Annotated in this window: 28 protein-coding genes; 10 read left to right on the top strand and 18 right to left on the bottom strand. The window is 67.9% G+C overall.

Annotation, left to right across the window (positions count from 1 at the left end; all coding sequences use genetic code 11):
- Nucleotides 1-6 precede the first annotated feature (6 nt).
- Nucleotides 7-456 (top strand): low molecular weight protein-tyrosine-phosphatase, encoded by a 450-nt coding sequence (locus LPB142_RS03085; protein ID WP_068766102.1) that lies wholly within the window; start codon nt 7-9, stop codon nt 454-456.
- Here the strand turns inward: LPB142_RS03085 and LPB142_RS03080 are convergent.
- The 4 genes from LPB142_RS03080 to LPB142_RS03065 form a co-directional block, all read right to left on the bottom strand.
- Nucleotides 441-743 (bottom strand): hypothetical protein, encoded by a 303-nt coding sequence (locus tag LPB142_RS03080; protein WP_071165486.1) that lies wholly within the window; start codon nt 741-743, stop codon nt 441-443. The two genes, LPB142_RS03085 and LPB142_RS03080, sit on opposite strands and share 16 nt — an antisense overlap.
- A 181-nt stretch (nt 744-924) precedes the next feature.
- Nucleotides 925-1113, bottom strand: coding sequence for a heavy-metal-associated domain-containing protein (locus LPB142_RS03075; RefSeq protein WP_068766496.1), 189 nt, complete (start codon nt 1111-1113; stop codon nt 925-927).
- Between the two features lie 69 nt (nt 1114-1182).
- Nucleotides 1183-1623 (bottom strand): Lrp/AsnC family transcriptional regulator, encoded by a 441-nt coding sequence (locus LPB142_RS03070; RefSeq protein WP_156894299.1) that lies wholly within the window; start codon nt 1621-1623, stop codon nt 1183-1185.
- Nucleotides 1624-1662: 39 nt separating this feature from the next.
- Entirely contained in the window at nt 1663-2946 is a 1284-nt protein-coding gene (locus tag LPB142_RS03065; RefSeq protein ID WP_071167104.1) for a 4-aminobutyrate--2-oxoglutarate transaminase, read from the bottom strand.
- 110 nt (nt 2947-3056) lie between these two features.
- Between LPB142_RS03065 and LPB142_RS03060 the strand changes: the two genes are divergently transcribed.
- The 3 genes from LPB142_RS03060 to LPB142_RS03050 all read left to right on the top strand — a co-directional run bounded on the left by LPB142_RS03060 (nt 3057) and on the right by LPB142_RS03050 (nt 5125).
- Nucleotides 3057-3875 carry a MerR family transcriptional regulator gene (locus LPB142_RS03060; RefSeq protein WP_071165484.1) on the top strand — a complete coding sequence of 273 codons (819 nt, stop codon included), beginning with the start codon at nt 3057-3059 and terminating at the stop codon, nt 3873-3875.
- A gap of 71 nt (nt 3876-3946) precedes the next feature.
- The gene (locus LPB142_RS03055) at nt 3947-4354 is read left to right on the top strand and encodes an META domain-containing protein (protein ID WP_198037859.1); all 408 of its coding nucleotides are present in this window, start codon (nt 3947-3949) and stop codon (nt 4352-4354) included.
- A gap of 39 nt (nt 4355-4393) precedes the next feature.
- On the top strand, nt 4394-5125 hold the full coding sequence (locus LPB142_RS03050; protein ID WP_071165482.1) for a rhomboid family intramembrane serine protease: 732 nt from the start codon (nt 4394-4396) through the stop codon (nt 5123-5125).
- On the opposite strand, the gene LPB142_RS03045 is transcribed toward LPB142_RS03050, so the two are convergent.
- The 8 genes from LPB142_RS03045 to pyk all read right to left on the bottom strand — a co-directional run bounded on the left by LPB142_RS03045 (nt 5122) and on the right by pyk (nt 13488).
- Nucleotides 5122-6726, bottom strand: a complete 1605-nt coding sequence (locus tag LPB142_RS03045; protein WP_071165481.1) for a GMC family oxidoreductase — start codon at nt 6724-6726, stop codon at nt 5122-5124. The two genes, LPB142_RS03050 and LPB142_RS03045, sit on opposite strands and share 4 nt — an antisense overlap.
- A 63-nt stretch (nt 6727-6789) precedes the next feature.
- On the bottom strand, nt 6790-9213 hold the full coding sequence (gene pheT, locus LPB142_RS03040; protein ID WP_071167103.1) for a phenylalanine--tRNA ligase subunit beta: 2424 nt from the start codon (nt 9211-9213) through the stop codon (nt 6790-6792).
- Complete coding sequence (locus LPB142_RS03035) at nt 9210-9848, bottom strand: hypothetical protein (protein ID WP_156894298.1); 639 nt, start codon at nt 9846-9848, stop codon at nt 9210-9212. The genes pheT and LPB142_RS03035 overlap by 4 nt, the downstream gene beginning before the upstream one ends.
- Complete coding sequence (gene pheS / locus LPB142_RS03030) at nt 9845-10909, bottom strand: phenylalanine--tRNA ligase subunit alpha (protein WP_449314191.1); 1065 nt, start codon at nt 10907-10909, stop codon at nt 9845-9847. Before pheS ends, LPB142_RS03035 begins: the two co-directional genes overlap by 4 nt.
- Before the next feature lie 144 nt (nt 10910-11053).
- On the bottom strand, nt 11054-11419 hold the full coding sequence (gene rplT / locus LPB142_RS03025) for a 50S ribosomal protein L20 (protein WP_071165478.1): 366 nt from the start codon (nt 11417-11419) through the stop codon (nt 11054-11056).
- Nucleotides 11420-11435: 16 nt separating this feature from the next.
- Nucleotides 11436-11636 carry a 50S ribosomal protein L35 gene (rpmI, locus tag LPB142_RS03020; protein ID WP_068766498.1) on the bottom strand — a complete coding sequence of 67 codons (201 nt, stop codon included), beginning with the start codon at nt 11634-11636 and terminating at the stop codon, nt 11436-11438.
- A 148-nt stretch (nt 11637-11784) separates the two neighbouring features.
- Complete coding sequence (locus tag LPB142_RS03015; RefSeq protein WP_068766112.1) at nt 11785-12009, bottom strand: hypothetical protein; 225 nt, start codon at nt 12007-12009, stop codon at nt 11785-11787.
- Nucleotides 12010-12042: 33 nt separating this feature from the next.
- Nucleotides 12043-13488, bottom strand: a complete 1446-nt coding sequence (gene pyk, locus LPB142_RS03010; protein ID WP_068766113.1) for a pyruvate kinase — start codon at nt 13486-13488, stop codon at nt 12043-12045.
- A 130-nt stretch (nt 13489-13618) separates the two neighbouring features.
- On the opposite strand from pyk, the gene LPB142_RS03005 reads away from it, so the two are divergent.
- From LPB142_RS03005 to LPB142_RS02995, 3 genes are all read left to right on the top strand, one after another.
- Nucleotides 13619-14362 carry an N-formylglutamate amidohydrolase gene (locus tag LPB142_RS03005; protein WP_071165477.1) on the top strand — a complete coding sequence of 248 codons (744 nt, stop codon included), beginning with the start codon at nt 13619-13621 and terminating at the stop codon, nt 14360-14362.
- A gap of 113 nt (nt 14363-14475) precedes the next feature.
- Nucleotides 14476-15402: a calcium-binding protein gene (locus LPB142_RS03000; protein ID WP_071165476.1), complete on the top strand. Its 927-nt coding sequence runs from the start codon at nt 14476-14478 to the stop codon at nt 15400-15402.
- Between the two features lie 179 nt (nt 15403-15581).
- Entirely contained in the window at nt 15582-16007 is a 426-nt protein-coding gene (locus LPB142_RS02995; protein WP_156894297.1) for a hypothetical protein, read from the top strand.
- A 68-nt stretch (nt 16008-16075) separates the two neighbouring features.
- Here the strand turns inward: LPB142_RS02995 and LPB142_RS02990 are convergent, their stop codons facing one another.
- The 3 genes from LPB142_RS02990 to dgcN all read right to left on the bottom strand — a co-directional run bounded on the left by LPB142_RS02990 (nt 16076) and on the right by dgcN (nt 18988).
- The gene (locus LPB142_RS02990; protein WP_071165474.1) at nt 16076-16936 is read right to left on the bottom strand and encodes a D-amino-acid transaminase; all 861 of its coding nucleotides are present in this window, start codon (nt 16934-16936) and stop codon (nt 16076-16078) included.
- 13 nt (nt 16937-16949) lie between these two features.
- A complete protein-coding gene (gene dgcA, locus LPB142_RS02985) occupies nt 16950-17912 on the bottom strand; it encodes an N-acetyl-D-Glu racemase DgcA (protein WP_071165473.1) in 963 nt (320 codons plus the stop codon).
- A 74-nt stretch (nt 17913-17986) separates the two neighbouring features.
- Nucleotides 17987-18988, bottom strand: a complete 1002-nt coding sequence (gene dgcN / locus LPB142_RS02980) for an N-acetyltransferase DgcN (RefSeq protein WP_071167102.1) — start codon at nt 18986-18988, stop codon at nt 17987-17989.
- A 287-nt stretch (nt 18989-19275) separates the two neighbouring features.
- Between dgcN and LPB142_RS02975 the strand changes: the two genes are divergently transcribed.
- From LPB142_RS02975 to LPB142_RS02965, 3 genes are all read left to right on the top strand, one after another.
- Nucleotides 19276-20232 carry an L-malyl-CoA/beta-methylmalyl-CoA lyase gene (locus LPB142_RS02975; RefSeq protein ID WP_068766119.1) on the top strand — a complete coding sequence of 319 codons (957 nt, stop codon included), beginning with the start codon at nt 19276-19278 and terminating at the stop codon, nt 20230-20232.
- A gap of 190 nt (nt 20233-20422) precedes the next feature.
- Nucleotides 20423-21385: an acetyl-CoA carboxylase carboxyltransferase subunit alpha gene (locus LPB142_RS02970; protein ID WP_071165472.1), complete on the top strand. Its 963-nt coding sequence runs from the start codon at nt 20423-20425 to the stop codon at nt 21383-21385.
- Entirely contained in the window at nt 21382-21696 is a 315-nt protein-coding gene (locus LPB142_RS02965) for a DMT family transporter (RefSeq protein ID WP_068766121.1), read from the top strand. Before LPB142_RS02970 ends, LPB142_RS02965 begins: the two co-directional genes overlap by 4 nt.
- Here the strand turns inward: LPB142_RS02965 and LPB142_RS02960 are convergent.
- The 3 genes from LPB142_RS02960 to LPB142_RS02950 are packed head-to-tail and all read right to left on the bottom strand — an operon-like array spanning nt 21683 to nt 24024.
- Complete coding sequence (locus tag LPB142_RS02960; RefSeq protein WP_071165471.1) at nt 21683-22450, bottom strand: lysophospholipid acyltransferase family protein; 768 nt, start codon at nt 22448-22450, stop codon at nt 21683-21685. The genes LPB142_RS02965 and LPB142_RS02960 overlap by 14 nt on opposite strands.
- A 9-nt stretch (nt 22451-22459) precedes the next feature.
- Nucleotides 22460-23353, bottom strand: coding sequence for a cell division protein FtsX (locus LPB142_RS02955; protein WP_068766123.1), 894 nt, complete (start codon nt 23351-23353; stop codon nt 22460-22462).
- Nucleotides 23353-24024 carry a cell division ATP-binding protein FtsE gene (locus LPB142_RS02950; protein WP_068766124.1) on the bottom strand — a complete coding sequence of 224 codons (672 nt, stop codon included), beginning with the start codon at nt 24022-24024 and terminating at the stop codon, nt 23353-23355. The genes LPB142_RS02955 and LPB142_RS02950 overlap by 1 nt, the downstream gene beginning before the upstream one ends.
- Between the last annotated feature and the right edge of the window lie 134 nt (nt 24025-24158).

Below are 24158 nucleotides of genomic sequence, written 5' to 3'. Positions count from 1 at the left end.
TTCCCTATGCGTATCCTGTTTCTCTGCCTTGGCAATATCTGCCGCTCCCCCGCCGCCGAAGGCGTGTTTCGCAAACTGGCCGCCGAGGCGGGCCTTGCGGTCAAGGCCGACAGCGCCGGAACCGGCGATTGGCACGCGGGCGAGCCGCCCTATGGCCCGATGCAGGCCGCGGCGCGGGCGCGCGGCTATGACCTCGCGGCCCTGCGCGCGCGCCAGATCCGCGCCGCGGATTTCGCGGAATTCGAGCTGATTCTCGCGATGGACAGCCAGAACCTGCGCGATGCGCGCCGGATCGCGCCCAAGGGCGCACGGGCCGAGCTGCGGCTTTTCTTGCAAAATGAAAAGGGGTCGCAGGATGTCCCCGACCCCTATTACACGCGCGATTTCGACGGCTGCCTCGATCTGATCGAGGCCGGCGCGCGGCGGCTGATCGCCGAGCTTCAGTTGCTGCAGTAGTTCTCGGCGGCGCCGGCGAACTGCTTGTAGCGCGCCCAGAAGGCCTCGTCCGAGGCGCTGTCCGACATCCGCACCTGCTGCGCCATGTCGGGGTCTTTGAAGAACTTGGCCGCGCGGCGTTGGTCGGATTTGCTCAGCGTCATATCCGCGACGCGCTGCACGCAGCCGCACAGCTCGCGGTTGGCGGCGGAGCGGCCGGTTTTCAGGCAGGCGCTGTCGATGGCGCCGGCAAGCGCCTGGCTCGTGCCCAGAGCGACGAAAGCCGCCGCAAGGAGGGAAATTTTCATGGTTCTGTCCCGTTACTGCCTCGGAGGGGCGAGGGTTGATCCCTGCCCGCGATTGCGCGTTATTTTACGCGGTTTTGCAACAATTCTCAATCTCTTGCGCGGATTTTTGCCGACCCCGCGCAACGGCCACAGGCGCCGCAATCCCTTGCGGCGCCCGGGCGTTTCGCCCCCAGATCAGGGGTTATTCGACGATTTCGGCCTCATAGCCCGCCGCCTTCAGCGCGGCCAGAACGGTCGCCTCGGGCAGGCCGTTGACCTCGACCTCGCGGTCTTCGAGACTCACCACGGCCTTGCCGCCGACCTCGGTGATCGCGGCCTCGACGGCGGCCTTGCAATGGCCGCAGGTCATGTTCGGAACGGAAAGGATCATCTGCGCCTCCAAAGTTGCGCCCAAGATCTGCGCCCGCCGGGGGCGCAGGTCAAGAGCCCCGCGCATGGTTCAGAGCCGCGCGGCGGGTTTGCGGGTCGAGAGTTGCAGGTTGGTCTCCGAGCGCGACACCCCCTCGATCCGGCGGATCGCAAGCAGCGTCTCGTCGAGCTCGGGCAGGCCGCGCGCGCCGATTTCCACGATCAGATCCCACTGGCCGTTGGTGGTATGCACCGCCTGAACCTGCGGCAGGCCGAGCAGGCGGCTCATCACCCGCTCGGTGCCGCGGCCTTCGATGGCGAGCATCATCAGCCCCCGCACCGGCGCCAGAGCGGCGTCGGAGCGGGTCTGAACGGTGAAGCCCTCGATCTCGCCACGGGCGACGAGCCGCTCGATCCGCGCGCGGACGGTGGCCCGCGAGAGGCCGAGCTGAACGGCGAGATCCGAGACCGCCGCGCGGCCGTCACGCCGCAGGGCGGCGATCAGGCGCTGGTCGGTTTCGTCGAGTCGCATCGGCGCAATCTCGGCGCGCGGCCCCTCGCCCCACATGGCTCAGCCCTTCGCCGCGAGGATCGACGCCTCGAGGATCTCGAGGGCTTCCTCGAAGACCGGCTCGGGGATGGTGAGCGGCGCGAGGAAGCGGATCACGTTGCCGTAAACGCCGCACGACAGCAGGATCAGCCCGCGGTCGAGCGCCTCGGCCAGAACGCGTTTGACGAAATCCGGGTTCGGAGTGTCGGTGCCCGCGACGTTGAATTCGACCGCGTTCATGAAGCCCGGGCCGCGGATCTCGACGATTTCCGGCACTTGATCGGCGATCGCGGCGAGGCGCTGCTTGAGGCGCGCGCCGAGGCGTTCGGCGCGGGCGGGCAGGTCTTCTTCCTCGATCACGTCGAGCACGGCATTGGCCGCGGCGACGCCGAGCGGGTTGCCGGCATAGGTGCCGCCGAGGCCGCCCGGCTGGGCGTGATCCATGATTTCGGCGCGCCCGGTGACCGCCGAGATCGGCAGACCGCCGCCGAGGCCCTTGGCCATGGTGGTGATATCGGCGGCGACGCCGTGGTGCTCCATCGCGAAGAGCTTGCCGGTGCGGGCAAAGCCGGTCTGCACTTCATCGGCGATCATCACGATGCCATGTTTGTCGCAGATCTCGCGGATCTTCTTCATGAAGCCTTCGGGTGCGGGCACGAAGCCGCCCTCGCCCTGCACCGGCTCGAGGATGATCGCGGCAACGCGCGAGGGCTCGACATCGGCCTTGAAGAGGCGCTCGAGCGAGGCGATCGCGTCCTCCATCGACACGCCATGCAGCGCGTTCGGGTAGGGCAGGTGCCAGACATCGTTCATCATCGGGCCGAAACCGGCCTTGTAGGGCTGGACCTTGCCGGTCAGCGTCATGGTCATGAAGGTCCGGCCATGGAAGCCGCCGGCGAAGGCGATGACGCCCGCGCGGCCGGTGTAGTGACGCGCGATCTTGATCGCGTTTTCAACGGCTTCGGCGCCGGTGGTGGTGAAGATCGTCTTCTTGGTGAAATCGCCCGGAACCTTGGCGTTCAGCCGTTCGGCGAGCACGACGTAGTTCTCATAGGGCACGACCTGGTGGCAGGTGTGGGTGAAGGCGTCGAGCTGGGCCTTGACGGCTTCGATCACCTTCGGGTGGCGGTGGCCGGTGTTCACCACCGCGATGCCGGCGGCGAAATCGATGAAACGGGTGCCGTTCTTGTCCCAGATCTCGGCATTTTCCGCGCGGGCGGCGTAGATCTGGGTGGACATGCCGACGCCTTTGGCGATGGCGGCGTCCTTGCGGGCGGAAAGTTCGGGCGAGGTCTGGACAGTCATGGGAAGCTCCGATTCGAGATGCCCCACCATCTCACTTTACATTTTTTCTGCAAGAAATTTCTTGCAGCTTTCCGTGGCGCGGCGCATCCTTGCCTTGTAAGGCTGAAAAAATGACCGACTCGACCCTCGATCCCCATGATGAGCCGACCTTCCGCGTGACCGAAGCGGCGCGCGCGGCGGGCGTTGCGCCCTCGACGCTGCGGCTGTGGGAGACGCAGGGCCTTGTCGCGCCCGCGCGCCGGGCCTCGGGGCAGCGGCTCTATTCGGCAGCCGATGTCGCGCGGTTGCAGCGGATCTCGTTTTTGCGCCGCGAGGCGGGGCTGAACCCGGCCGCGATCCGCGCCACCCTCGAGGCCGAGGCCACCCCCGCCGCCGAGCCCGCGATCACCAATGAGCCGATGGGCGCCGCGCTGCGCCAGCTGCGCCAAAGCCGCGGCGAGACCCTCGAGGCGGTGGCGCAGGCGCTCGGCGTCTCGGCCTCCGCGCTCTCCACGCTCGAGCGCACCGGCGCGGGGGTGAGCTTCAAGACCCTCGCCGATCTCGCGCAATATTACGGCACCACGGTCTCGGCGCTCTCGGGCCAGGATGCGCCGGGCGGCGCGGTGGTGCGCGCGCAGGCCGCGCGGATCTGGCCGATGCCGGTCGAGGGGGTGCGCGTCGAGGTGCTGGCCGAGGGCCGCCGCCAGATGGATTGTCACCGCTTCATCCTCGCCCCCGGCGCCACCTCGCAGGGCGGCTATGACCACGAGGGCGAGGAATTCATCACCGTGATCGAGGGGCGTTTCCGCATCACCCTCGACGCGAGCGAGCATTATGAGCTCGGCCCCGGCGATTCGATCTATTTCGAGAGCCGCCGCCCGCATGAATGGTCGAACGCCGCCGATGGCCAAACGGTGCTGATCTGGATCAACACGCCGCCGACCTTCTGACACGGTTGCGTGAGGCCCTTGCGGCGCCCGGCCCCGGCGCGCATGGTCGGCCAAAGCCCGAAGGCCCGATGATGAAACTTGCTCCCGCCCTAGCGTTCGCGCTTCTCGCCCTTGCCGCCTGCCGCGAGGAGGCGCCCGCCGACCCGCTCGCCGCGCTGCCGGTGGGGGGCGAATGGCGGGTGACCGAGCTTGCGGGCGCGCCGGTGCCCGCGGGCGTTCCGGTCACGCTCGGCCGCCCCGAGGCGGGGCTGATCGCGGGCTCCTCGGGCTGCAACCGCTATAACGCGCGCATCGAGCCGCGCGAGGGCAAGCTGCATTTCGGCGCGCTCGCCGGCACGCGGATGATGTGCCCGCCCGAGGTGATGGCGGTCGAACAGGCCTTCCACTCGACCTTCACCCGCATCGATGGCGCGCGGATGGCGGGCGAGGTGCTCGAGCTGACCCGCGGCGAGACGGTGGTTTTGCGCGCGCTGCGCTGAGCCGCTTGACGGCGCGGCGCCGATCGCCACACTCGGCCCATGTTCCCGATCCGCGATCATAACCCCTCGACGCGCACGCCCTGGGTCACCCGGGCAATCATCCTGCTCAACATCGCGATCTTCGCGCTGACCTCGCCCGCGCTTGGCGACATGACCGACCTGTGGGCCGAAGGCGCGCTCTACCCCGCCGCGATCATGCAGGGCGTCTACCTGCAGGGGCTGGTGACCCATATGTTCCTGCATGCGGGGCTGATGCATATCGCGGGCAACATGCTCTTCCTGTGGGTCTTTGGCGACAACCTCGAGGATCAGCTCGGCCATGGCCGGTTTCTCGCCTTCTACCTCGCCTGCGGGCTGGCGGCGGCGGGCGCGCAGATCGCGATCGAGCCCTTGAGCGCGGTGCCGATGGTCGGCGCCTCGGGGGCGATCGCGGGGGTGATGGGCGGCTATCTGCTCCTCTTCCCGCGCGCGCGGGTCGATGTGATCTTCATTTTCATCATCTTTTTCAAGATCTTCCCGATCCCGGCCTGGGTGATCCTCGGGATCTGGTTCGGGATGCAGCTGCTCAACGGCACCGCGATGACGGCGGGCGACGGGGTCGCCTATTGGGCCCATATCGGCGGGTTCGTGGCGGGGGTCGTGCTGATCTGGCCGTTCTGGGCGGCGCGCGGCGGGCGGGCGTTCTGGGCCGAGAATGCCGGGCGCCCGCCGCATCCGCATCTCGATTATGCCCGCACGCGGATCCCCGTCGTGCCGCGCCGGCGCCGTTAACGGGCCCGCGCGATCATGTCGGCGGCGCGTTCCGCGATCATGATCGTCGGCGCGTTGGTATTGCCGCCGATCAGCCGCGGCATCACCGAGGCATCGACCACCCGCAGCCCCGCCACCCCCCGCACCCGCAGCTCCGGGTCCACCACCGCGCCGCTGTCGGTGCCCATCCGGCAGGTGCCGACCGGGTGATAGATCGTGTCGGCGCGGGCGCGGATATCGGCCATCAGCGCCGCCTCCGAGCCATCATGCCGGTAAAGCCGCCGCCCCCGCCAGGGCGCGAGCGGCGCCGCCGTGCAGATCCGCTCGAGCGCCCGCGCCGCGCCCAGCATCGCGGCGCCGTCGCGCGGGTCGGAGAGGAAGGCCGGGTCGATGCGCGGCGCGGCGCGCGGGTCGGCCGAGCCAAGCCCCACCGTGCCGCGCGAGAACGGCCGCAGCTGACAGATATGGCACGACCAACCGTCGGCGAGATGGGGTTTGCGCATATGCTGATCGACGATGCCGACGACGAAATGGAGCTGCAGATCGGGCCGCGCGAGGCCGGGATCGGAGCGCAGAAACGCCGCGCCCTCGGCCATCGGCGAGGCAAAGAGCCCCTCGCCCTCGCGCCGCCAGAGCCCCGCCGCCCGCGCGAGCCGCATCAGCCCCGCGGGGTTGAGCCCGACGACATCGGGCCGCGGCGAGGTGTAGGAGATCGTATAATCGAGGTGGTCTTGCAGGTTCTGCCCGACGCCGGGCAGCACCTGCACCGGCGCGATGCCATGGGCGCGCAGCTCCTCCTCCGGGCCGATGCCGGAGAGCATCAGGAGCTGCGGCGAGCCAAAGGCGCCGGCCGCGAGGATCACCTCGCGCCGCGCCTCGAGCCGGATCCGCCGCCCGCCCCGCCGCACCAACGCCCCCACCGCGCGACCGCCCTCGACCAAGACCCGCTCGGCGCGGGTTTGGGTCATCACGGTGAGGTTCGCCCGCCCGAGCACCGGGTGCAGATAGGCCGCCGCCGCGGAACAGCGCTCGCCCTTGCGGGGGCCGTCCCAGAATTGCGTGACCTGATAGAGCCCGGCGCCCTCCTGCTCGGCCCCGTTGAAATCGGCGTTCGGCGCGAGGCCCACTTCGGCGCAGGCCTCGATGAAGGCGCGCGTCGCGGGGCGCGGGCGGCGCTGATCGCCGACCTGCAGGGGCCCGGCATCGCCATGATAGGCGTCGGCGCCGCGCATGTTGCGCTCGGCGCGCTTGAAATAGGGCAGACAGGCGGCCCAATCCCAGCCTTCTGCGCCAAGCTCGGCCCATTCGTCATAATCGGCGGGCAGGCCGCGAATATAGAGCATCGCGTTGATCGCCGAAGAGCCGCCCAAGCCCCGCCCGCGCGGCTGAAAGCCCCGCCGCCCGTTCAGCCCCGGCTGCGGCACCGTCTTGAGCGCCCAGTTGTGGATCGGCGGCCGCCCCGGCACCATCGCCGCCACCAAGGCCGGCGCGCGCACGAAAATATCGCGCGCCCGCGTGCCCGCCTCTACGAGGCACACGCTCACCCCCGCATCCTCGCTCAGACGCGCGGCCAAAGTGGCGCCGGCCGAACCGCCGCCCAGGATCACATAGTCGAAAATCATGAGGCTCCTCCCCTCGGGGAAGAGCCTATCGCCTTTTTGCGCCCCGCAAAGCGTGACGTGCAGTTACTTGCGCAGCGCGCCGCCGGTGGCCTTGGTGACCTTCTCGACGATCTTGGCGGAGACCGCCTCGATCTCGGCATCGGTCAGGCTCTTGTCCTTGGGCTGGATCCGCACCGCGAGCGCGATCGACTTCTTGCCCGCGCCCATCTGCTCCTCGGCTTTCGGGCCGGTGAACTGGTCGAAGACCGAAACCTCGGCGATCAGCGCCTTGTCCGCGCCGAGCGCCGCGTTGACCGCGGTCAGCGCCTCGGTGCCGGCATCGACGACGAAGGCGAAATCGCGCTCGACCGCGTGCAGATCCGAGATCGCGAGCGCCGGCCGCGTGGGCGTCTTGGCTTTCGGGAAGGGCACCGCCTCGAGCCGGATCGTGAAGGCAACCGCCGCCCCCTTCACGCCCATCTCGCGCAGAACCTTCGGATGAACCTCGCCAAAGGTCGCGAGCACATTCGGCCCGAGCGCGACATTGCCGGCGCGGCCCGGGTGCCACCAGCCCTCGAGCTTGCGGTTGATCTGCACCCGCGCGGGCGCGCCGATCGCGGCCAGAACCGCCTCGGCATCGGCCTTGGCATCATAGAGATCGACCGGCCGACGCGAGCCCCAGGGGTCGCGCGGCGCCGCGGCGCCGACCAGAAGCCCGGTCGCATAGATCGCCTGATCGCCCGGCTCGCCGCCCGAGAACGCCGGCCCCACCTCGAAGAGCGCAAGATCAGCAAAGCCGCGCGCCTGGTTGCGCGCCGCCGCCGCCAGAAGGCCCGGCAGCAGATCGGGGCGCATATGGGTCATTTCCGACGAAATCGGGTTCTCGATCCGCGTGGCCTCGGCGCCGCCCCCAAAGAGCGCGGCCGATTTCGCATCGATGAAGCTGTAGGTCACGCATTCATTGTAGCCCAGCGCCGCGATCGTGCGCCGCGCGGTCTTCTCGCGGACCTGCGCAGGCGTCAGGATCGGCCCCGGCACGCCCGAGGTCTCGCGCGCCATCGGGATGCCCTTGAGCTTGGTCAGCGAGGCGATCCGCGCGACTTCCTCGACGAGATCGGCCTCGCCGAGGATATCGGGGCGCCAGCTCGGCGGCGTGACCATCTCGCCCGCAAGCGTGAAGCCCAGCGCCTCAAGCGTCGCGCGTTGCTCCTCGGCGGGGATCTCCATGCCGACGAGGCTGATCACGCGCGCCGGGTCGAGCTTGTAGGCGCGGGTCACATCGGGCACCGCGCCATCGCTGACCACCTCGGAGGCCTCGCCGCCGCACAGATCCAGCACCATCTGCGTCGCGAGCTCGAGCCCCGCGGCGGTGAAGGCCGGGTCCACGCCGCGCTCGAAGCGATAGCGCGCATCCGAGTTGATCTTCAGCGCGCGGCCGGTCGCGGCGATGGTGATCGGGTCCCAATAGGCGCTTTCGAGGAAGACATCGACGGTCTCCTCGCCGGCGCCGGAAAGCTCGCCCCCCATGATCCCGGCGAGGCTCTCGACGCCCGCCGCATCCTTGATCACCATCATGCCCGCGCGCAGGCCATAGGTCTTGCCGTCGAGCGCGAGGAACTCCTCGCCGCCCTGCGCGGGCTCGATGCGCAGCACGCCGCCCTTCACCTTCGCCGCGTCGAAGACATGCAGCGGGCGGTTCAGGTCATAGGTGAAGAAGTTGGTGATATCGACCAGCGCCGAGATCGGGCGCAGCCCGATCGACAGCAGCCGCGCCTGCAGCCAGGCCGGGCTCGGGCCGTTCTTCACGCCGCGGATCACCCGGCCGGCAAAGAACGGGCAGCCCTTTTCCTTCAGCTCGGGCGCGATTTCCACCGCGATCGGCGAGGCAAAGCCGCCCGGCACCGGCTCGACCGCAAGCGGCTTGAGCCGCCCCACGCCCCGCGCCGCGAGATCGCGCGCAACCCCGCGCACGCCCAGCGCATCGGGGCGGTTCGGGGTGATCTTGATATGGATCATCGGGTCGACCGCCTCGGGGCGGTTCTCGGCGAGCCAGTCGATGAACCGGCTGCCGACCTCGGAATTGAGGCTGTCCTCGGGCAGCTCGATGATGCCGTTATGCTCGTCGGAGAGCTCGAGCTCGCGCTCGGAGCACATCATCCCGTGGCTCTCGACGCCGCGGATCTTGCCGACGCCGAGCGTGACATCGATGCCGGGCACATAATCGCCGGGCTTGGCCAAGACGACGGTGATCCCCGCCCGCGCATTCGGCGCGCCGCAGACGATGGTCTTCTCGCCCTCATCGGTCAGCACGGTGCAGACCCGCAGCTTGTCGGCATCGGGGTGTTTCTCGGCGTGGAGCACCTTGGCGATGGTGAAGGGGGCGAGCTTCGCGCCCGGGTTCACGACCTCCTCGACCTCGAGCCCGAGATCGGTGAGCGCCTCGGCGATCTCGTCCACGGTGGCCGAGGTGTCGAGATGGTCTTTCAGCCAGGAGAGGGTGAATTTCATTTGGTTCTCCATTCGAGGCGCATGAGCGGAATCAGCAGCTCACGCAATTCTTGGTCATGTTCCGTTATCTTCTTGGCAGGCGCCGGGCCGAGGGTGCCGATGCCAAGCTGCCCCGTCACAAAACCGCGAATCTCGGGGGGGGCGCTTTCCCAACGGGTCGAAATTTGGACTGCTATTTTAGCCGCGCCCTCAAGCTCACTCAGAAGCTGCTTAATCGCCTCAATTGATGCTCGCATCTGCGGCGTAGCTGCGCCCAACGCCTGCAACCTTACGTGCTCGATATCAATTTCACGCCTCTGAGGGCCAATACGGTTTACGCATTCCAAGGCATGCTGCCCGATCACATTGACCGCTGTGCCAGTGGGTGTGCCCTCGCCAACCACGTGGGTTAACGCCAGCCGAACAAGCCATTCAATTTCTTGAGAGGCGGCCGAGATTCTATCTGCGACCTCAGCCACTCGATTTTTAAGCACCTGGTCACGCCACGACATCCATTGCCGGTAGGTCACGACCGCGGCAAAAACCGCAACCAACGCAGTTGCCACGGATGCAAGTTCAGCCCACCAAGACATCTCAGTGAACTGTGGCCCAAAATCGCGGCACACGTTTTCACATGCCGTGATCGTCTCACTCACTTACTCAACCCCCCGAACACCGTCGGCAGGTCCAGCGCCTGGAACCCGTAGTGACGCAGCCAGCGCAGGTCGGATTCAAAGAAGGCCCGCAGGTCCGGGATCCCGTATTTCAGCATCGCGAGGCGGTCGATCCCCATGCCGAAGGCAAAGCCCTGCCATTCGGTCGGGTCGATCCCGCCCGCGGCCAGAACCTTCGGCTGCATCATGCCCGAGCCCAGGATCTCCATCCAGGAATTGCCCTCGCCGATCTTCAGCTGGCCGCCTTCCCACGAACAGCGGATATCGACCTCGGCCGAGGGTTCGGTGAAGGGGAAATGCGAGGCGCGGAAGCGCAGCTCGACCGAGGGCACCTCGAAGAAGGTCTTGCAGAACTCTTCCAGCACCCATTTCAGGTTCGCCATCGAGATATCGCGGCCGATCGCCATGCCCTCGACCTGGTGGAACATCGGCGCATGGGTCTGGTCCATGTCCATCCGGTAGACGCGGCCCGGCGCGATCACCCGCACCGGCGCGCCGCGTTCCTGCATCGCGCGGATCTGCACGGGGCTCGTATGGGTGCGCAGCACATGCGGCGGGCGCGGGTCGGCGGGGTCGCGCGCCATGAAGAAGGTGTCGTGCTCTTGCCGGGCGGGGTGTTCGGGCGCGATGTTGAGCGCGTCGAAATTATACCAATCGCTCTCGATCTGCGGCCCCTCGGCCACCGCAAAGCCCATATCGGCGAAGATCGCGGTGACCTCGTCCATCACCTGGCTGACCGGGTGGATGGTGCCGGTGCGGCGCGGCCGGCCCGGCAGGGTGACATCGAGCCACTCGCCCTTGAGACGCGCATCGAGCGCGGCATCGGCCAGCGCCTCTTTCTTGGCGCGCAGCGCCGCGTCGATCTCGGTCTTGAGCAGGTTGAGGCCTGCGCCGACGGTCTGGCGCTCCTCCGGGCTCATCTGGCCGAGCTCGCGCATCTTCAGGCTGATCTCGCCCTTCTTGCCGAGCGCGGCGAGACGCAGCTCCTCGAGGCTCGCCTCATCGGCGGCCTGCGCGATCCCGTCGAGATATTTGGCCTTCATCAGCTCGAGCGCGGTCATCAGATCTCTCCTTCGGTGGTCGGGGGAGTGCTAGCCCCGCCCCGGCCCGATTTCAAGCGTGGGAACGAAAAACCCCGCGACGGCGAAGCGCCGCGCGGGGTCCGATTTGCAAATCCCGTGAGGGAATTACGCAGCCGCGGCAGCCTTCGCCTTTTCGACGATGGCGCCAAAGGCTTCCGGCTCGTGGATCGCGAGATCGGCGAGGACTTTGCGGTCCACTTCGATGCCGGCGAGCGCGAGGCCGTTGATGAAGCGCGAGTAGGTCATCTCGGCGTCGAAGGCGCGGACAGCGGCGTTGATCCGCTGGATCCACAGAGCGCGGAAGTTGCGCTTGCGGGCCTTGCGGTCGCGGGTCGCGTACTGGTTGGCCTTGTCGACGGCCTGGGTGGCGGTGCGGAAGTTGCGCGAACGGGCCGAGTAGTAGCCTTTCGCCTTCTTCAGAACTTTCTTGTGCGAGGCGTGGGTAACCTTGCCGGATTTAACGCGGGACATGTTTCAAGCCTCCAGTTCAGCGATTGTAGGGCATGTATTTCTTGACGATCTTGGCGTCGCAATCCGCCAGAACCATCGTGCCCGCGGTGTCGCGGATGAACTTGGTGGAGCGCTTGATCATGCCGTGGCGCTTACCCGCCGGGCCGACCTTCACTTTGCCAGTCGCAGTGAATTTGAACCGCTTTTTCGCAGCGGATTTCGTCTTCATCTTGGGCATTTCCATCTCCTCTTTCGAGTGGATTTTCACGCGACTCGGCATGCCACTCTGGCCGGACGCGCGGGTTCATAGGGGGGTGCGCATACAGGGGGCGCGGGGCTTTGGCAAGGGGGCCCGGGCGAAAAGCGCGCGAAATACGCCAAAAGGCTCAGCGCAGCCAGCCCGCGACCACCCGCGCCACGACATCGGGGATCTGCCCGGGCGCATAGCCGCCCGGCTTGGTGAGCATCGCAAAGACGATCAGCCCGCCGCCGACCATGAAGCCCACCGTCGCCGCGCGCGGCGGGCGGCCCTCCGCCATCGCCGAGATCACCGCCGGGATCGCGATCACCGCAACCATCAGGCCGAGAACGAGCAGGCTGTCGGGGCCCATGACATAACCTCTTTGACCGATAATCCGGCGAGGTTACTCCGGGTCGGTGCGGAAGATCAACCGCTCGTCACAGGGCGCCACGCGCAAGATGTTGGTGGTGCCCTGCACGTTGAAGGGCACGCCCGCGATCACGACGATCTGGTTCGTCTCATCGGCAAAGCCGAAATCGCGCGCCGCGCGGGCGGCGTTGACCACCGCCATCTTGAAGCGCTCCACCTCCTCGCAGCGCACCGCATGCACCCCCCACCACAGGCAGGTCTTGCGCAGCGTCTTGACGATCGGCGAAAGCGCGATGATCGGCACGCGAGGGCGTTCGCGCGCGATCAGATGCACGGTCTTGCCCGATTGGGTGTAGCAGCAGATCGCGGAAATATCGGTCGTCTCGGCGATCTCGCGGGCGGCGGCGACGATACCATCGGCGATGGTCTGGCGCGCGGCGGTGCGCGAGGCCTCGATGATCTCGCGGAAGGTCGGGTCGCTCTCGACGCTCTGCGCGACGGCGTTCATCGTCGAGACCGCATCGACGGGGTAGCGCCCGGCGGCGGATTCGGCCGAGAGCATCACCGCATCGGCGCCCTCATAGATCGCGGTGGCGACATCGGAGACCTCGGCGCGGGTCGGCATCGGGCTCTCGATCATGCTCTCCAGCATCTGCGTGGCCACGATCACGGGCTTGGCCGCCGCGCGGCATTTGCGCACGAGGCGTTTCTGGATCGGCGGCACCGCCTGCACCGGCAGCTCGACGCCAAGATCGCCGCGCGCGACCATGATCCCGTCGGAGACCTTGAGGATCTCGTCAAAGGCCTTCTCGGCGGCGGGTTTTTCGATCTTCGAGAGCACGGCGGCGCGGCCGCGGGCGAGCTCCTTGGCCTCGATCACGTCCTCGGGGCGCTGCACGAAGCTCAGCGCCAGCCAGTCGACCCCCATCTCGCAGGCGAATTCGAGATCGGCGCGGTCCTTGTCGGACAGCGCCGCGAGCGGCAGCACCACATCGGGCACGTTCACGCCCTTGCGGTTCGAGATCGTGCCGCCGACGGTCACGGTGCAATCGGCGAAATCGGGGCCGCAGCGTTCGACCCGCATGCGGATCTTGCCGTCATTGACCAAAAGCCGCGTGCCGGGCACGAGGGCCGCGAAAATCTCCGGATGGGGCAGGCAGACGCGGTGGCCATCGCCCTCGGTCGGGTCGAGATCGAAGCGGAAGAGATCGCCCTCCTCGAGATCGGCCGCGCCGGCGGAGAAGGTGCCGACCCGCAGCTTCGGCCCCTGCAAATCGGCCAGAACCGCGATCGGGCGGCCGAGATCGGTCTCGATCTTGCGGATGATGTCATAGCGCACGCGGTGCTCGGCGTGGCTGCCGTGGCTCATGTTGAGCCGGAACACATCGGCGCCGGCCTCGAAGAGCGCCCGGATCGTCTTGTAATCGGCCGAGGCCGGGCCCAGCGTGGCCACGATCTTCACATTGCGCAGACGTCTCATGCTCTTCGGCTCCCTGCCATCTCGTCGAATTTTACCGCTAACATCTATGTCCAAGAAAAGTGTGAAGCGCAACTGGCCCCCTCGGGCGTTCTGACGTAAACCCTTCGTGACAGAACCGGACGACAGAGCGATGACGCCCCATCCCGCCTTTCATATCCTCGGGCCCGAGCGCCCCTCGCGCTGGCTGGTGACGGTCGATCATGCCACCAACCGCGTGCCCGATTGGGTGGCGGGCGGCGATCTCGGCATCGCGCCCGAGGATATGGCGCGCCATATCGCCTATGATCCGGGCGCGCTGGGGGTCGGGCGCGCGCTGGCCGAGGCGCTCGATGCGCCGCTGATCTGGAGCGATTTCTCCCGCCTCGTGATCGACCCGAACCGCGGCGAGGATGACCCGACGCTGGTCATGCAGCTCTACGACGGCACGGTGATCCCGGCCAACCGGGGGATCGCGGCGGGGGCCGTCGAGGCGCGGCTCGCGCGGCTCCATCGCCCCTATCACGCGGCGCTCGCCGATCTCGCCGGGCGGCGCCCCGATACCGCGATCTGCGCGATCCACAGCTTCACGCCCTGCCTGCGCGGGCGCGCGCCGCGGCCCTGGCAGGTGGGGGTGCTGTCCTCGCATCGCGACCGGCGCCTCGCGGTGCCGCTGATCGCGGCCTTGCGCGCGCAGGGGCTCTGCGTGGGCGACAACGAGCCCTATGACGGCCATCTCGACGGCGACAGCATCGACCGCCACGCGCTCTCGCCGGGGCGGCCGAATGTGCTGATCGAGGTCCGCAACGACCTGATCGCCGATGCGGCCAGCCAGCTCGACTGGGGCCTGCGGCTGGCGCCGGTGGTGGCCAAGGTGCTCGCCGACAGCGGCCTCTGAGAAACGATCCGCGCGCGCGGGCGCGATTGTTTCCGCCGCAGGCCGGTACGCGCCATCATGGTTGACAAAACCCTGATTTCGGCCCCTGTCTGAGCCATTCTTTGGGGGATTTCATGGGCTTCATCCTTTTGATGTCGCTGCTGCCGATGGCGCTTGTCGCCTGGGCGGTGGATGCGAGCAACGACGACGACGAGACCAGCGAGCCGGAAACTCCGGGCGAGGAGATCGTGGCCAATCAGGGCACGCTGACGACCGGCACCGCGGGCGATGACACGATCACCGGCGAGGTCGGGCGCGGCGCCGTTACCGGCCTTGGCGGCGATGACGAGATCCGCCTCGGCGCGACCGATGACGGCAACGCCAATTCGGTCGCCGATGAGGCGCTGAGCGATCTGATCGCGAGTTTCTCGGTCGATGAGGCGGGCGATGTGATGGAGGCGCTGCGCGATCTTTCCGTCTTCGGCGCCGACGGCGGCGCGGGCGACGATTACATCGACGCGGGCCATGGCGCCGATACGGTGACCGGCGGCGCGGGCGATGACACGCTGCGCGGCAATCTCGGCGACGATCTGCTGGTCGATGCCTATGGCGCGGACAGCCTCTCGGGCGGCTATGGCGACGATCTGCTGGTGGCGGTCGATGCGCAGGCGCAGGCGGGGGCCGATGTGCTCGACGGCGGCGCGAATGACGATCTGCTCTGGGGTGATGCGGGCGATACGATGACCGGCGGCACGGGCGATGATACGTTCATGGTGCCCTGGACCTCGGGCGATGCGCCGGTGACGATCACCGATTTCGCCCCCGGCTATCTCTCCGGCACCGACGAGCCCGCCGAGAACGTGCTGATCGCCCTCGACAGCTGGTCCGACACGCAGAGCTTCACCGTCGTGCCCACCGAGACCGGCATGGCGGTCAAGATCGACGGCGAGGTGGTGGCGCAGCTCACCGGCGTCGTGTTTTCGGATTGGACCGGGCAGGATGTCTTCGCGCTCGACATGTCGACGGGCGCTGTGCTTTCGCCGATCTATGTGAACGTCTGATCGCGGACGGGGGACAATCCGGCGCAGAGCCGGGATTGTCCCCCGCCGAGCCCATAATGCAAGGTTTCATTGACCAAAAATGCCTTGCCGCAGGGCCGCCCGGCGCGCATCTTTGCGTTGAAATCATGGGGTTTCGGATGTTTTCGCTCTTTCTCGCACTCACTTTTGCGGTTGTTTTGATGACCTGGGCCGAGCTTTCCGCGCCTGACCGCCCGGCGCGGCGCGCCGCGGCGCCTGCCCCCGGCCCCACGCCCGCGCCCGAGATGACCGCCGTGCCCGCCTGGCCCGGCGCGTCCGCCCCGCCCCCCGCGCCCATCGACGAGACCGAGGCGCTGATCGCCCGGCTGACCGCCGCGCTCGCCGCCGCCCCCGAGGCCCCCGCCGAGGATCTGCCCCGCGTCGGCGATTTCGCCCCCGGCGACCGGATCGAGCTCGAACTGCCCGCCGGCGTGCCCGCGCCCCGCGCGATCCGCTTCGCGCCGAGCCCCTGCGGGCGCGATTCGATCGCGCTTTTCGACGAGACCGCCGAACTCGTGATCGAGAACACCCGCCCTGAGACCCTCACCCCCGCGATCTTCGAGTTCCGCAGCCTGCAGGCCGCCTGAGCGGCCAAGCAGGCACGAAAAAGCCCCGGTCAGGGCTGTGACCGGGGCTTTTCTCGTCTCTTGCGATCTCAGATCGCGGTTTTCGCGCTTTCCTCGAGATAGATCTCGCGCAGCCGTTTCGACACCGGGCCGGGCTTGCCCGTGCCAAGCTCGACCCCGTCGACCTCGACGATCGGCATCACGAAAGCCGAGGCCGAGGTGTAGAAAGCCTCATCAGCGGCCTGCGCCTCGGCGATGGTGAAGGGGCGCTCGACCACCTCCATCTGCGCCTCGGCGGCCATTTTCAGAACCGAAGCCCGGGTGATCCCGTGCAGGATGTCGTTCGAGAGCTGGCGGGTGATGATCTTGCCATCCTTGACGATATAGCAGTTGTTCGACGAGCCCTCGGTGACGAAGCCATCCTCGACGAACCAGGCGTCTTCCTTGCCGGCCTTCTCGGCGGCCATCTTGGCCATCGACGCGTAGAGGAGTTGCACGGTCTTGATATCGCGGCGGTGCCAGCGCAGATCGGGGACCGAGATCACGCGGATGCCCTTCTCGGCCTTCGGGTCGTTCGCAAGGCCCGGCTTCGACTGGGTGTAGAGCACGACGGTCGGCGGGGTGCCGGCCGGCGGATAATGGAAATCGCGGTCGCCCGCATTGCCGCGGGTGACCTGCAGATAGATCCCGCCATCGACGAGCTCATTGCGCTTGAGCAGCTCCCGGTGGATCGCGAGCCATTCCTCGCGGCTGATCTCGCACACCATCTCCAGCTCGCGCAGCGACCGCTCGAGCCGCGTCATGTGGCCCTCGAACTCGAGCAGCTTGCCACCGAGCACCGAGGTCACCTCATAGACCGCATCGCCCATCACGAAGCCGCGGTCGAAGATCGAAACCTGCGCCTCTTCCTCGGGCAGATATTCCCCATTGAGATAGACAATCCGGCTCATGCGTCTCTCCTTGTCAGCCCCAGAGCGCCGCGTCCGGGGGGTAAACCTTGCCCGCCTCGTAGGTGAGGGGGTTTTCCCGGTCTTCTGCCAGAAGCAGCGGCCCGTCAAGGTCCACGATCTGCGCACCCTGCGCCACCAGCACCGCCGGCGCCATCGCAAGGCTCGATCCGACCATGCAGCCGACCATCACCCCATAGCCCTCGGCGCGCGCCAGATCGCGCAGCGCCAGCGCCTCGGTCAGCCCGCCGGTCTTGTCGAGCTTGATGTTGATCATGTCATATTTGCCCGCCAGATGGCCGAGCGAGGCCCGGTCATGGCAGCTCTCATCGGCACAAACCGGCACCGGCCGCGCGAGCCCGAGAAGCGCCCCATCCGCCGCCGCCGGCAAGGGCTGCTCGACCAGCGCGACGCCAAGCCGCAACAGATGCGGCGCCAGATCGCGGTAGACCTCCGCCGTCCAGCCCTCATTGGCGTCAACGATGATCCGCGCCCCCGGCGCCCCCGCCCGCACCGCCTCGAGACGGGGCATGTCATCGGGCGTGCCGAGCTTGATCTTCAAAAGCGGACGATGCGCATGGCGCGCCGCGGCCGCGCGCATGTTCTCCGGCGTGTCGAGCGAAAGCGTATAGGCACAGGTCTCCGGCCCCGGCGCGGCCAGCCCGGCCAGCTCCCAGACCCGCCGCCCCGCCGCCTTCGCCTCGAGATCCCACAGCGCACAATCGACCGCATTGCGCGCCGCCCCGGGCGGCAAAGCCTCTTGCAACGCGGCGCGGCCGATCCCCTCGGGCAGCCCCTCGATCTGCGCCGCCACGCTCTCGAGGCTCTCGCCATAGCGCGCATAGGGCACACATTCGCCCCAGCCCGTCAGCCCCCCGCGCGTCACCCGCACGGTCAGAACCTTCGCCTCGGTCCGCGAGCCGCGCGAGATCGTGAAAACCTCGGCCAGCCGGAACACATCCGCCGTCACAGAGAGCATGCCCCCCCCCCCTTTCATCTTGCCCCAAATATCCCCGCCGGAGGCTCCCGCCCCCGGCCCCGGGCGCGACCCTCTCAGATCGCGGCGAGCGCGTCCACGAGCTTCTCGGCGCCAAAACGGAACGGGTCGGTCGCGGGCAGGCCCATCTCCGCCTCGAGCCCGGCGAGATAGGCGCGCGCCTCATCCTCGGCCATATGCTGGGTGTTTACCGAGATCCCCACCACCTGACAGGCCGGGTTCGCCACCCGCGCGAGCGCCAGCGCCGTATCCCGCAGCGCCGGCAGCGACGGCAGCGTGTAGCCCGGCAGCCCCCGCATATGCGGCCGCGTCGGCTCATGGCAGAGCACCAGCGCATCGGGCTGCCCGCCATGCACCAAGGCCATCGTCACCCCCGAATAGCTGACGTGGAAGAGGCTCCCCTGCCCCTCGATCAGATCCCAGTGATCGGCGTCATTGTCGGGCGTCAGCCATTCGACCGACCCCGCCATGAAATCCGCGATCACCGCATCGAGCGGCACGCCATCGCCGGTGATCAGGATGCCGGTCTGCCCCGTCGCGCGGAAACTCGCCTTCATCCCCCGCGCGCGCATCTCCTTCTCCATGCAGAGCGCCGTATACATCTTGCCCACCGAACAATCGGTGCCCACCGCCAGCATCCGCTTGCCCGAGCGTTTGATGCCATTGGCGATCTGATAGGCGACCGAAGGCACCCGCACGTCATGCAGCTCGCGCCCGCAGGCCTTCGCCACCGCCACGAGCTCGGGCTCGTCGCGCAGCAGGTTATGCAGCCCTGAGGCCAGATCGAACCCCTCCTCGAGCGCCTGCACCAGAACCTTCTTCCACGCCGGCGAGATCACGCCGCCGCGGTTGGCCACGCCAATCACCAGCGTCTTCGCCCCCGCGGCCTTGGCGGTGGCGAGGTTCATGTCCGGCAGGCCCATATCGGCCTTGCAGCCCTCCATCCGGTATTGGCCGAGCGCATATTCCGGGCGCCAATCCTTGATCCCCTGCGCGACCTTCGCCGCGAGCTGGTCGGGCGCATCGCCCAGAAACAGGAGATAGGGGGTCTCGATCAGCGACATTTCGGGCTCCGTGTTGGCAAATCGTTGGGTGTCCTTTGCCGAAAGGATAGCGCGCCGGGGCGGAATTTTCTGGGAAATCCAAACCTCTGGCCGGCCAATGAACGAAGATTTCCCCGCAAACCCCGCCCCGCGCCGAAGATTTGTGCGCCCGACGCCGCAAGCGCAGCAGAACCGCCTTCGCGCGCGCAGCGATTCTGCACCCGCGAAGGGCGCTTGAAATCTCGCGCGCAACAATATATCACGCCGACAACAAAACCCGAAACATCATTGCGAGAGACCCCATGAGCTTCCGCGTTCAACCCGCCGCCCCCGCCCGTCCGAACCGCTGCCAACTCTTCGGGCCCGGCTCGCGCCCCGCGATCTTCGAGAAAATGGCGCAATCGGCCGCCGATGTGATCAACCTCGATCTCGAGGATTCGGTCGCCCCGGACGACAAGGCCCAGGCGCGGCGCAACATCATCGCGGCGTCCCATGACATCGACTGGAACACCAAATACCTCTCGGTGCGGATCAACGGCCTCGACACGCCCTATTGGTATCGCGATGTCGTCGAGCTGCTCGAAGAGGGCTCGGAGCGGATCGACCAGATCATGATCCCGAAGGTCGGCTGCGCGGCCGATGTCTATGCGGTCGACGCGCTCGTCACCGCGATCGAGGCCGCCAAGGGCCGCAAGAAGCGGATCTCGCTCGAGGTGATCATCGAGAGCGCCGCGGGCATCGCCCATGTCGAGGAAATCGCGGCCTCCTCGCCGCGGCTGCAGGCGATGAGCCTCGGCGCGGCCGATTTCGCCGCCTCGATGGGCATGGCCACCACCGGCATCGGCGGCACCCAGGAAAACTACTATATGCTGCGCGAGGGCGCGAAATACTGGTCGGACCCGTGGCATTGGGCGCAGGCCGCGATCGTCGCCGCCTGCCGCACCCATGGCATCCTGCCGGTCGACGGCCCGTTTGGCGATTTCTCCGATGACGAGGGCTTCCGCGCGCAGGCGCTGCGCTCGGCGACGCTCGGCATGGTCGGCAAATGGGCGATCCACCCGAAACAGGTCGCGCTCTCCAACGAGGTCTTCACCCCCTCCGAGGCGGCGGTGACCGAAGCGCGCGAGATCCTCGCCGCGATGGAGAAAGCCAAGGCCGAAGGCGCCGGCGCCACGGTTTACAAGGGCCGTCTCGTCGATATCGCCTCGATCCGGCAAGCAGAGGTTATTGTCAGACAGTCGGAAATGATCAAAGGTTAAATTCCTGCGAATCACGCATCCCGGAGCAGTGGGGAGGGGAGGCCCTGCTGCATGAGGGAACAGGGGCGCCCCGGTCGAGGACCGGGGCGTTTCCGTCTGATCGGCGGCGCGGCGGCGCGATTCCCCTTGCGTCAGTTGCAATTCTCGCCCGCGGCCTTCATATAGGCGCAAAGCTGACCGGAGGGATCCGATGACGACCTATCTCGAGTTCGAAAAACCGCTCGCGGAAATGGAGGGCAAGGCGGAAGAGCTGCGCGCTCTGGCCCGGCAAAGCGAGGGAATGGATGTCGAGAAAGAGGCCGCCGCGCTCGACAAGAAGGCGCAGCAGGTGCTCAAGGATCTCTACAAGGATCTCTCGCCCTGGCGCAAATGTCAGGTCGCGCGCCACCCCGACCGGCCGCATTGCAAGGATTACATCGACGCGCTCTTCACCGAATACACGCCGCTCGCGGGCGACCGCAATTTCGCCGATGACCATGCGGTGATGGGCGGCCTTGCGCGGTTCAACGACCAGCCGGTGATGGTGATCGGCCATGAGAAGGGCCACGACACGACCAGCCGCATCGCGCGCAATTTCGGCATGGCGCGTCCGGAGGGCTATCGCAAGGCGATCCGGCTGATGGATATGGCGGACCGCTTCGGGCTGCCCGTCGTGACGCTGATCGACACGCCCGGCGCCTACCCCGGCAAGGGCGCCGAGGAGCGCGGCCAATCCGAGGCGATCGCGCGCTCGACGGAGAAATGTCTGCAAATCGGCGTGCCGCTCGTTTCGGTGATCATCGGCGAGGGCGGCTCGGGCGGCGCGGTGGCTTTCGCGACCGCCGACCGGATCGCGATGCTCGAACATTCGGTCTATTCGGTGATCTCGCCGGAGGGCTGCGCCTCGATCCTGTGGAAGGATGCCGAGAAGATGCGCGAGGCCGCCGAGGCGCTGCGCCTGACCGCGCAGGATCTCAAGAAGCTCGCGGTGATCGACCGGATCATCAAGGAGCCGCTCGGCGGCGCGCAGCGCGACCGCGCCGCGGCGATCGGGGCGGTGGGCTCGGAGCTCGCGCTGATGCTGGGCGAGCTGGCTGGCAAGAAACGCGCCGAGCTGATCAAGGAACGGCGGCGCAAGTTCCTCGACATGGGCTCGAAAGGGCTCGCGGCGTGAACCCCTGGGTCCTGCTGACGCTCGCGGGGCTTCTGGAATGCGCCTGGGCGCTCGGGCTGAAATATTCTGATGGCTTCACCCGGCCGATCCCCTCGGCGCTGACGCTGATCGGCGCGACGGCGAGCTTTTTCATGCTGGCGCAGGCGATGAAGGCGCTGCCGGTGGGCACGGCCTATGCGGTCTGGACGGGCATCGGCGCGCTCGGCACGGCGATCCTCGCGGTCTATCTCTTCTCCGAGCCGGTGAACGCGCTGCGGGTGCTTGGCGTCGGGCTGATCGTGGCGGGGATCGCGGCGCTCAAGCTCGCGTAAAGCCCGCCTCGGCCATCAGCCGGTCGGACGCGCCCTCGACCTCGGCCTCGAGCCGCGCGACGAGCTCGGCCGGGCTCAGCCCGGGCGCGATCGGCGCGAGATATTCCACCACCGCGCAGCCCGACAGGATCGGGAAGCCGCGTTTCGACCAGAAGAGCCCGACATTCGTCGCCACCGGCACCACCGGCAGGCCCGTCGCCTCGTAAAGCGCGCCGATCCCGGGCTTGTAGCGGCGTTTCTCGCCCGGGCGGGTGCGGGTGCCCTCAGGGTAGACGATGAGCTGGCCGAGGCCACGCGCCTGCGCCGCCTTGACGCCCTCGAGCATCACCTTGAGCGCCTCGGAGCCGCGCGAGCGGTCGATCGGGATACAGCCCGCCTGATGCGCGAACCAGCCCATCACCGGCACATTCAGGATCTGTTTCTTCATGATGAAGGCGCGCCGCGGGGCGTGCTGCGCGATGATCAGAATATCGAAGAAAGACTGATGCTTGGCGCCGATCAGGCAATCCTGTTGCGGCGGCGTGCCGCGCAGCTCATAGCGCAGCCCGCACCACAGCCGCGCCGCGAAGAGGAGCTGCGCCGACCAGATATCCGCCACCCGGTGCACGCCGTCGCGGCCGCGCTGCGGCACCTGGAAGAGGATCCCCCAAAGCCCGATGAGCAGCGTCGCGAGCACGATATGGAGGTAGAAGATCACCGTCCGCGGATAGCTCAGAAGCGTGACCTTGCCCGGTTTGGAAGCCTGTTGCGCCATCTCGTCTCCTCAACGCACGTTTCTGAGCATGCGGAACGCCGCATGGCGCGTCGCGCCCCAGGCCACCGCCGCCGCCAACCCCGGCAGCACGAGCGGCCAGAGCCAACCCCAGCCCGCAAAGCCGAGCCCGGTCAGGAAGCCCCCCGCCTCATCCGTCGCGGGCAGCGCCGCGACCGCGAGCATACCGAGCGCCGTGCCCGCCGCCGCGCCCATCAGCCCGCGCGCGGTAAAGCGGCGCACGAAAGCCCGCGCGATATAGGCATCGCGCGCGCCGACGAGCCGCAGCGTGCGGATCACCTGAGCATTGGCGGCGAGCGCCGCCTGCGCGGCGAGCGTGATCATCCCCGCCATCGCCGCCCCGATCAGCAAAAGCGAGAGAAGCCCGAAGAGCCGCAGCCGCTCCGCCGCGGCCACCAGCGGGCGGCGCCAGCGGGTATGGTCATCGAGCACCGCGCCGGGCGCCTCCGCCGCAAGCCGCAGCCGCAGCCCCTCGGCATCCATCCCGCTCGCGGTCTCGGTCAGCTCGACGAGCTTGGGCAGAGGCAGGCTCGCCACCGGCAGATCGGGCCCGAACCACGGGTCGAGCAGGGTCTTCATCTCGCCGTCGTCGAGCGCGCGGAAACTCTCCACCCCCGGCGTCGTCGCCAGCGTGTCGAGCACCGCCTTGAGCTGGGTCTCCATCTGTTCGGGCGGCGCCGAGAGCCGGATCGTGGCAGACCGCGCGAGCGCCTCGGACCAGCGGTCCGCGAGCCGCCCGGTGGCAAGCGACAGCGCCAGCGCGAAGACCGCCAGAAACGCCATCGCCGCGGCGGTCAGCACGGTCAGCCGCGCGGTGAAGCCGGTCGGCGGCACGACCCGGTCGGCGGCCGCGATCTCGGCGCGCAAAAGCGTCAGCACCCGCATCACAGATCCGCCCCCGCCAGTTGCAGCCGCCGGTTCGCGATCCGCAGCACCCGCGCCGCGACCTGGCTTTTCGCGGTGCGGATCAGGTTGAGATCATGGGTGGCGATCACCACGGTCTTGCCCATCCGGTTGAGCTCCATGAGCAGCGACAAAAGCCGCAGCGACATCTCCCAGTCGAGGTTGCCGGTCGGCTCGTCGGCGAGGATGACCTCGGGCGACATCATCACCGCGCGCGCGAGCGCGGCGCGCTGGCGCTCGCCGCCGGAGAGCTGCGGCGGCAGCGCGCCCGCCTGCGCCTTCAGCCCGACCCAGGACAGAAGCTCGCGCAGCTCGGCCGGATCGGCGCTCTTGCCCGCCACGGTCAGCGGCAGCGCGACGTTTTCCGCAAGCGGCAGGTGGTCGAGAAACTGGCAATCCTGATGCACGACGCCAATGCGCTGGCGGATCGCGGCGGTCGCGTCGCGGCTCATCACCCGGGCGTCCTGGCCAAAGAGGGTGAGCTGGCCCGCGGAGGGGGTCAGCTCGGCATAGCAGAGCTTGAGGAAGGTGGTCTTGCCCGAGCCCGAGGGCCCGGTCAGGAAATGGAACGACCCCGGCACGAGCTTGAGCGTCATGTCGGAGAGCAGCTCGCTCCCCCCGTAACTCATCGCCACATTTTGCAGCTCGATCACTGCCCCGCCCCTTCTGATTGTGCCTTCGCGGCAATCCGGGCCCGCTAAGGTCGCGCAAAGCCTTGGAGAACCGATTTGTGCTTGCTACAACAAGTGAAATTGGATTGCCAGAATGGCGATCAGAGGGCGTGAGG

It is taken from the genome of Rhodobacter xanthinilyticus (genome assembly GCF_001856665.1).
In the GTDB taxonomy this organism is placed as follows: Bacteria; Pseudomonadota; Alphaproteobacteria; order Rhodobacterales; family Rhodobacteraceae; genus Rhodobacter; species Rhodobacter xanthinilyticus.
This window is presented reverse-complemented; position numbering and strand designations above follow the sequence as displayed.

Excerpts from the sequence above, each read along its gene's own strand:
- LPB142_RS03065 (WP_071167104.1), bottom strand. The coding sequence starts at position 2,946 with ATGACTGTCCAGACCTCGCCCGAACTTTCCGCCCGCAAGGACGCCGCC.
- LPB142_RS02990 (WP_071165474.1), bottom strand. The coding sequence starts at position 16,936 with ATGAGCCGGATTGTCTATCTCAATGGGGAATATCTGCCCGAGGAAGAG.
- LPB142_RS02995 (WP_156894297.1), top strand. The coding sequence starts at position 15,582 with ATGACCTGGGCCGAGCTTTCCGCGCCTGACCGCCCGGCGCGGCGCGCC.
- LPB142_RS03070 (WP_156894299.1), bottom strand. The coding sequence starts at position 1,623 with ATGCGACTCGACGAAACCGACCAGCGCCTGATCGCCGCCCTGCGGCGT.
- LPB142_RS03015 (WP_068766112.1), bottom strand. The coding sequence starts at position 12,009 with ATGGGCCCCGACAGCCTGCTCGTTCTCGGCCTGATGGTTGCGGTGATC.
- LPB142_RS03045 (WP_071165481.1), bottom strand. The coding sequence starts at position 6,726 with ATGATTTTCGACTATGTGATCCTGGGCGGCGGTTCGGCCGGCGCCACT.
- LPB142_RS03000 (WP_071165476.1), top strand. The coding sequence starts at position 14,476 with ATGGGCTTCATCCTTTTGATGTCGCTGCTGCCGATGGCGCTTGTCGCC.
- dgcA (WP_071165473.1), bottom strand. The coding sequence starts at position 17,912 with ATGCTCTCTGTGACGGCGGATGTGTTCCGGCTGGCCGAGGTTTTCACG.
- pheT (WP_071167103.1), bottom strand. The coding sequence starts at position 9,213 with ATGAAATTCACCCTCTCCTGGCTGAAAGACCATCTCGACACCTCGGCC.
- LPB142_RS03005 (WP_071165477.1), top strand. The coding sequence starts at position 13,619 with ATGACGCCCCATCCCGCCTTTCATATCCTCGGGCCCGAGCGCCCCTCG.
- LPB142_RS03060 (WP_071165484.1), top strand. The coding sequence starts at position 3,057 with ATGACCGACTCGACCCTCGATCCCCATGATGAGCCGACCTTCCGCGTG.
- LPB142_RS02955 (WP_068766123.1), bottom strand. The coding sequence starts at position 23,353 with ATGCGGGTGCTGACGCTTTTGCGCGCCGAGATCGCGGCCGCCGACCGG.
- LPB142_RS03050 (WP_071165482.1), top strand. The coding sequence starts at position 4,394 with ATGTTCCCGATCCGCGATCATAACCCCTCGACGCGCACGCCCTGGGTC.
- LPB142_RS03085 (WP_068766102.1), top strand. The coding sequence starts at position 7 with ATGCGTATCCTGTTTCTCTGCCTTGGCAATATCTGCCGCTCCCCCGCC.
- pheS (WP_449314191.1), bottom strand. The coding sequence starts at position 10,909 with ATGAAGGCCAAATATCTCGACGGGATCGCGCAGGCCGCCGATGAGGCG.
- LPB142_RS03080 (WP_071165486.1), bottom strand. The coding sequence starts at position 743 with ATGAAAATTTCCCTCCTTGCGGCGGCTTTCGTCGCTCTGGGCACGAGC.
- LPB142_RS03075 (WP_068766496.1), bottom strand. The coding sequence starts at position 1,113 with ATGATCCTTTCCGTTCCGAACATGACCTGCGGCCATTGCAAGGCCGCC.
- pyk (WP_068766113.1), bottom strand. The coding sequence starts at position 13,488 with ATGAGACGTCTGCGCAATGTGAAGATCGTGGCCACGCTGGGCCCGGCC.
- LPB142_RS02960 (WP_071165471.1), bottom strand. The coding sequence starts at position 22,450 with ATGGCGCAACAGGCTTCCAAACCGGGCAAGGTCACGCTTCTGAGCTAT.
- rpmI (WP_068766498.1), bottom strand. The coding sequence starts at position 11,636 with ATGCCCAAGATGAAGACGAAATCCGCTGCGAAAAAGCGGTTCAAATTC.
- LPB142_RS02970 (WP_071165472.1), top strand. The coding sequence starts at position 20,423 with ATGACGACCTATCTCGAGTTCGAAAAACCGCTCGCGGAAATGGAGGGC.
- rplT (WP_071165478.1), bottom strand. The coding sequence starts at position 11,419 with ATGTCCCGCGTTAAATCCGGCAAGGTTACCCACGCCTCGCACAAGAAA.
- LPB142_RS03055 (WP_198037859.1), top strand. The coding sequence starts at position 3,947 with ATGAAACTTGCTCCCGCCCTAGCGTTCGCGCTTCTCGCCCTTGCCGCC.
- LPB142_RS02975 (WP_068766119.1), top strand. The coding sequence starts at position 19,276 with ATGAGCTTCCGCGTTCAACCCGCCGCCCCCGCCCGTCCGAACCGCTGC.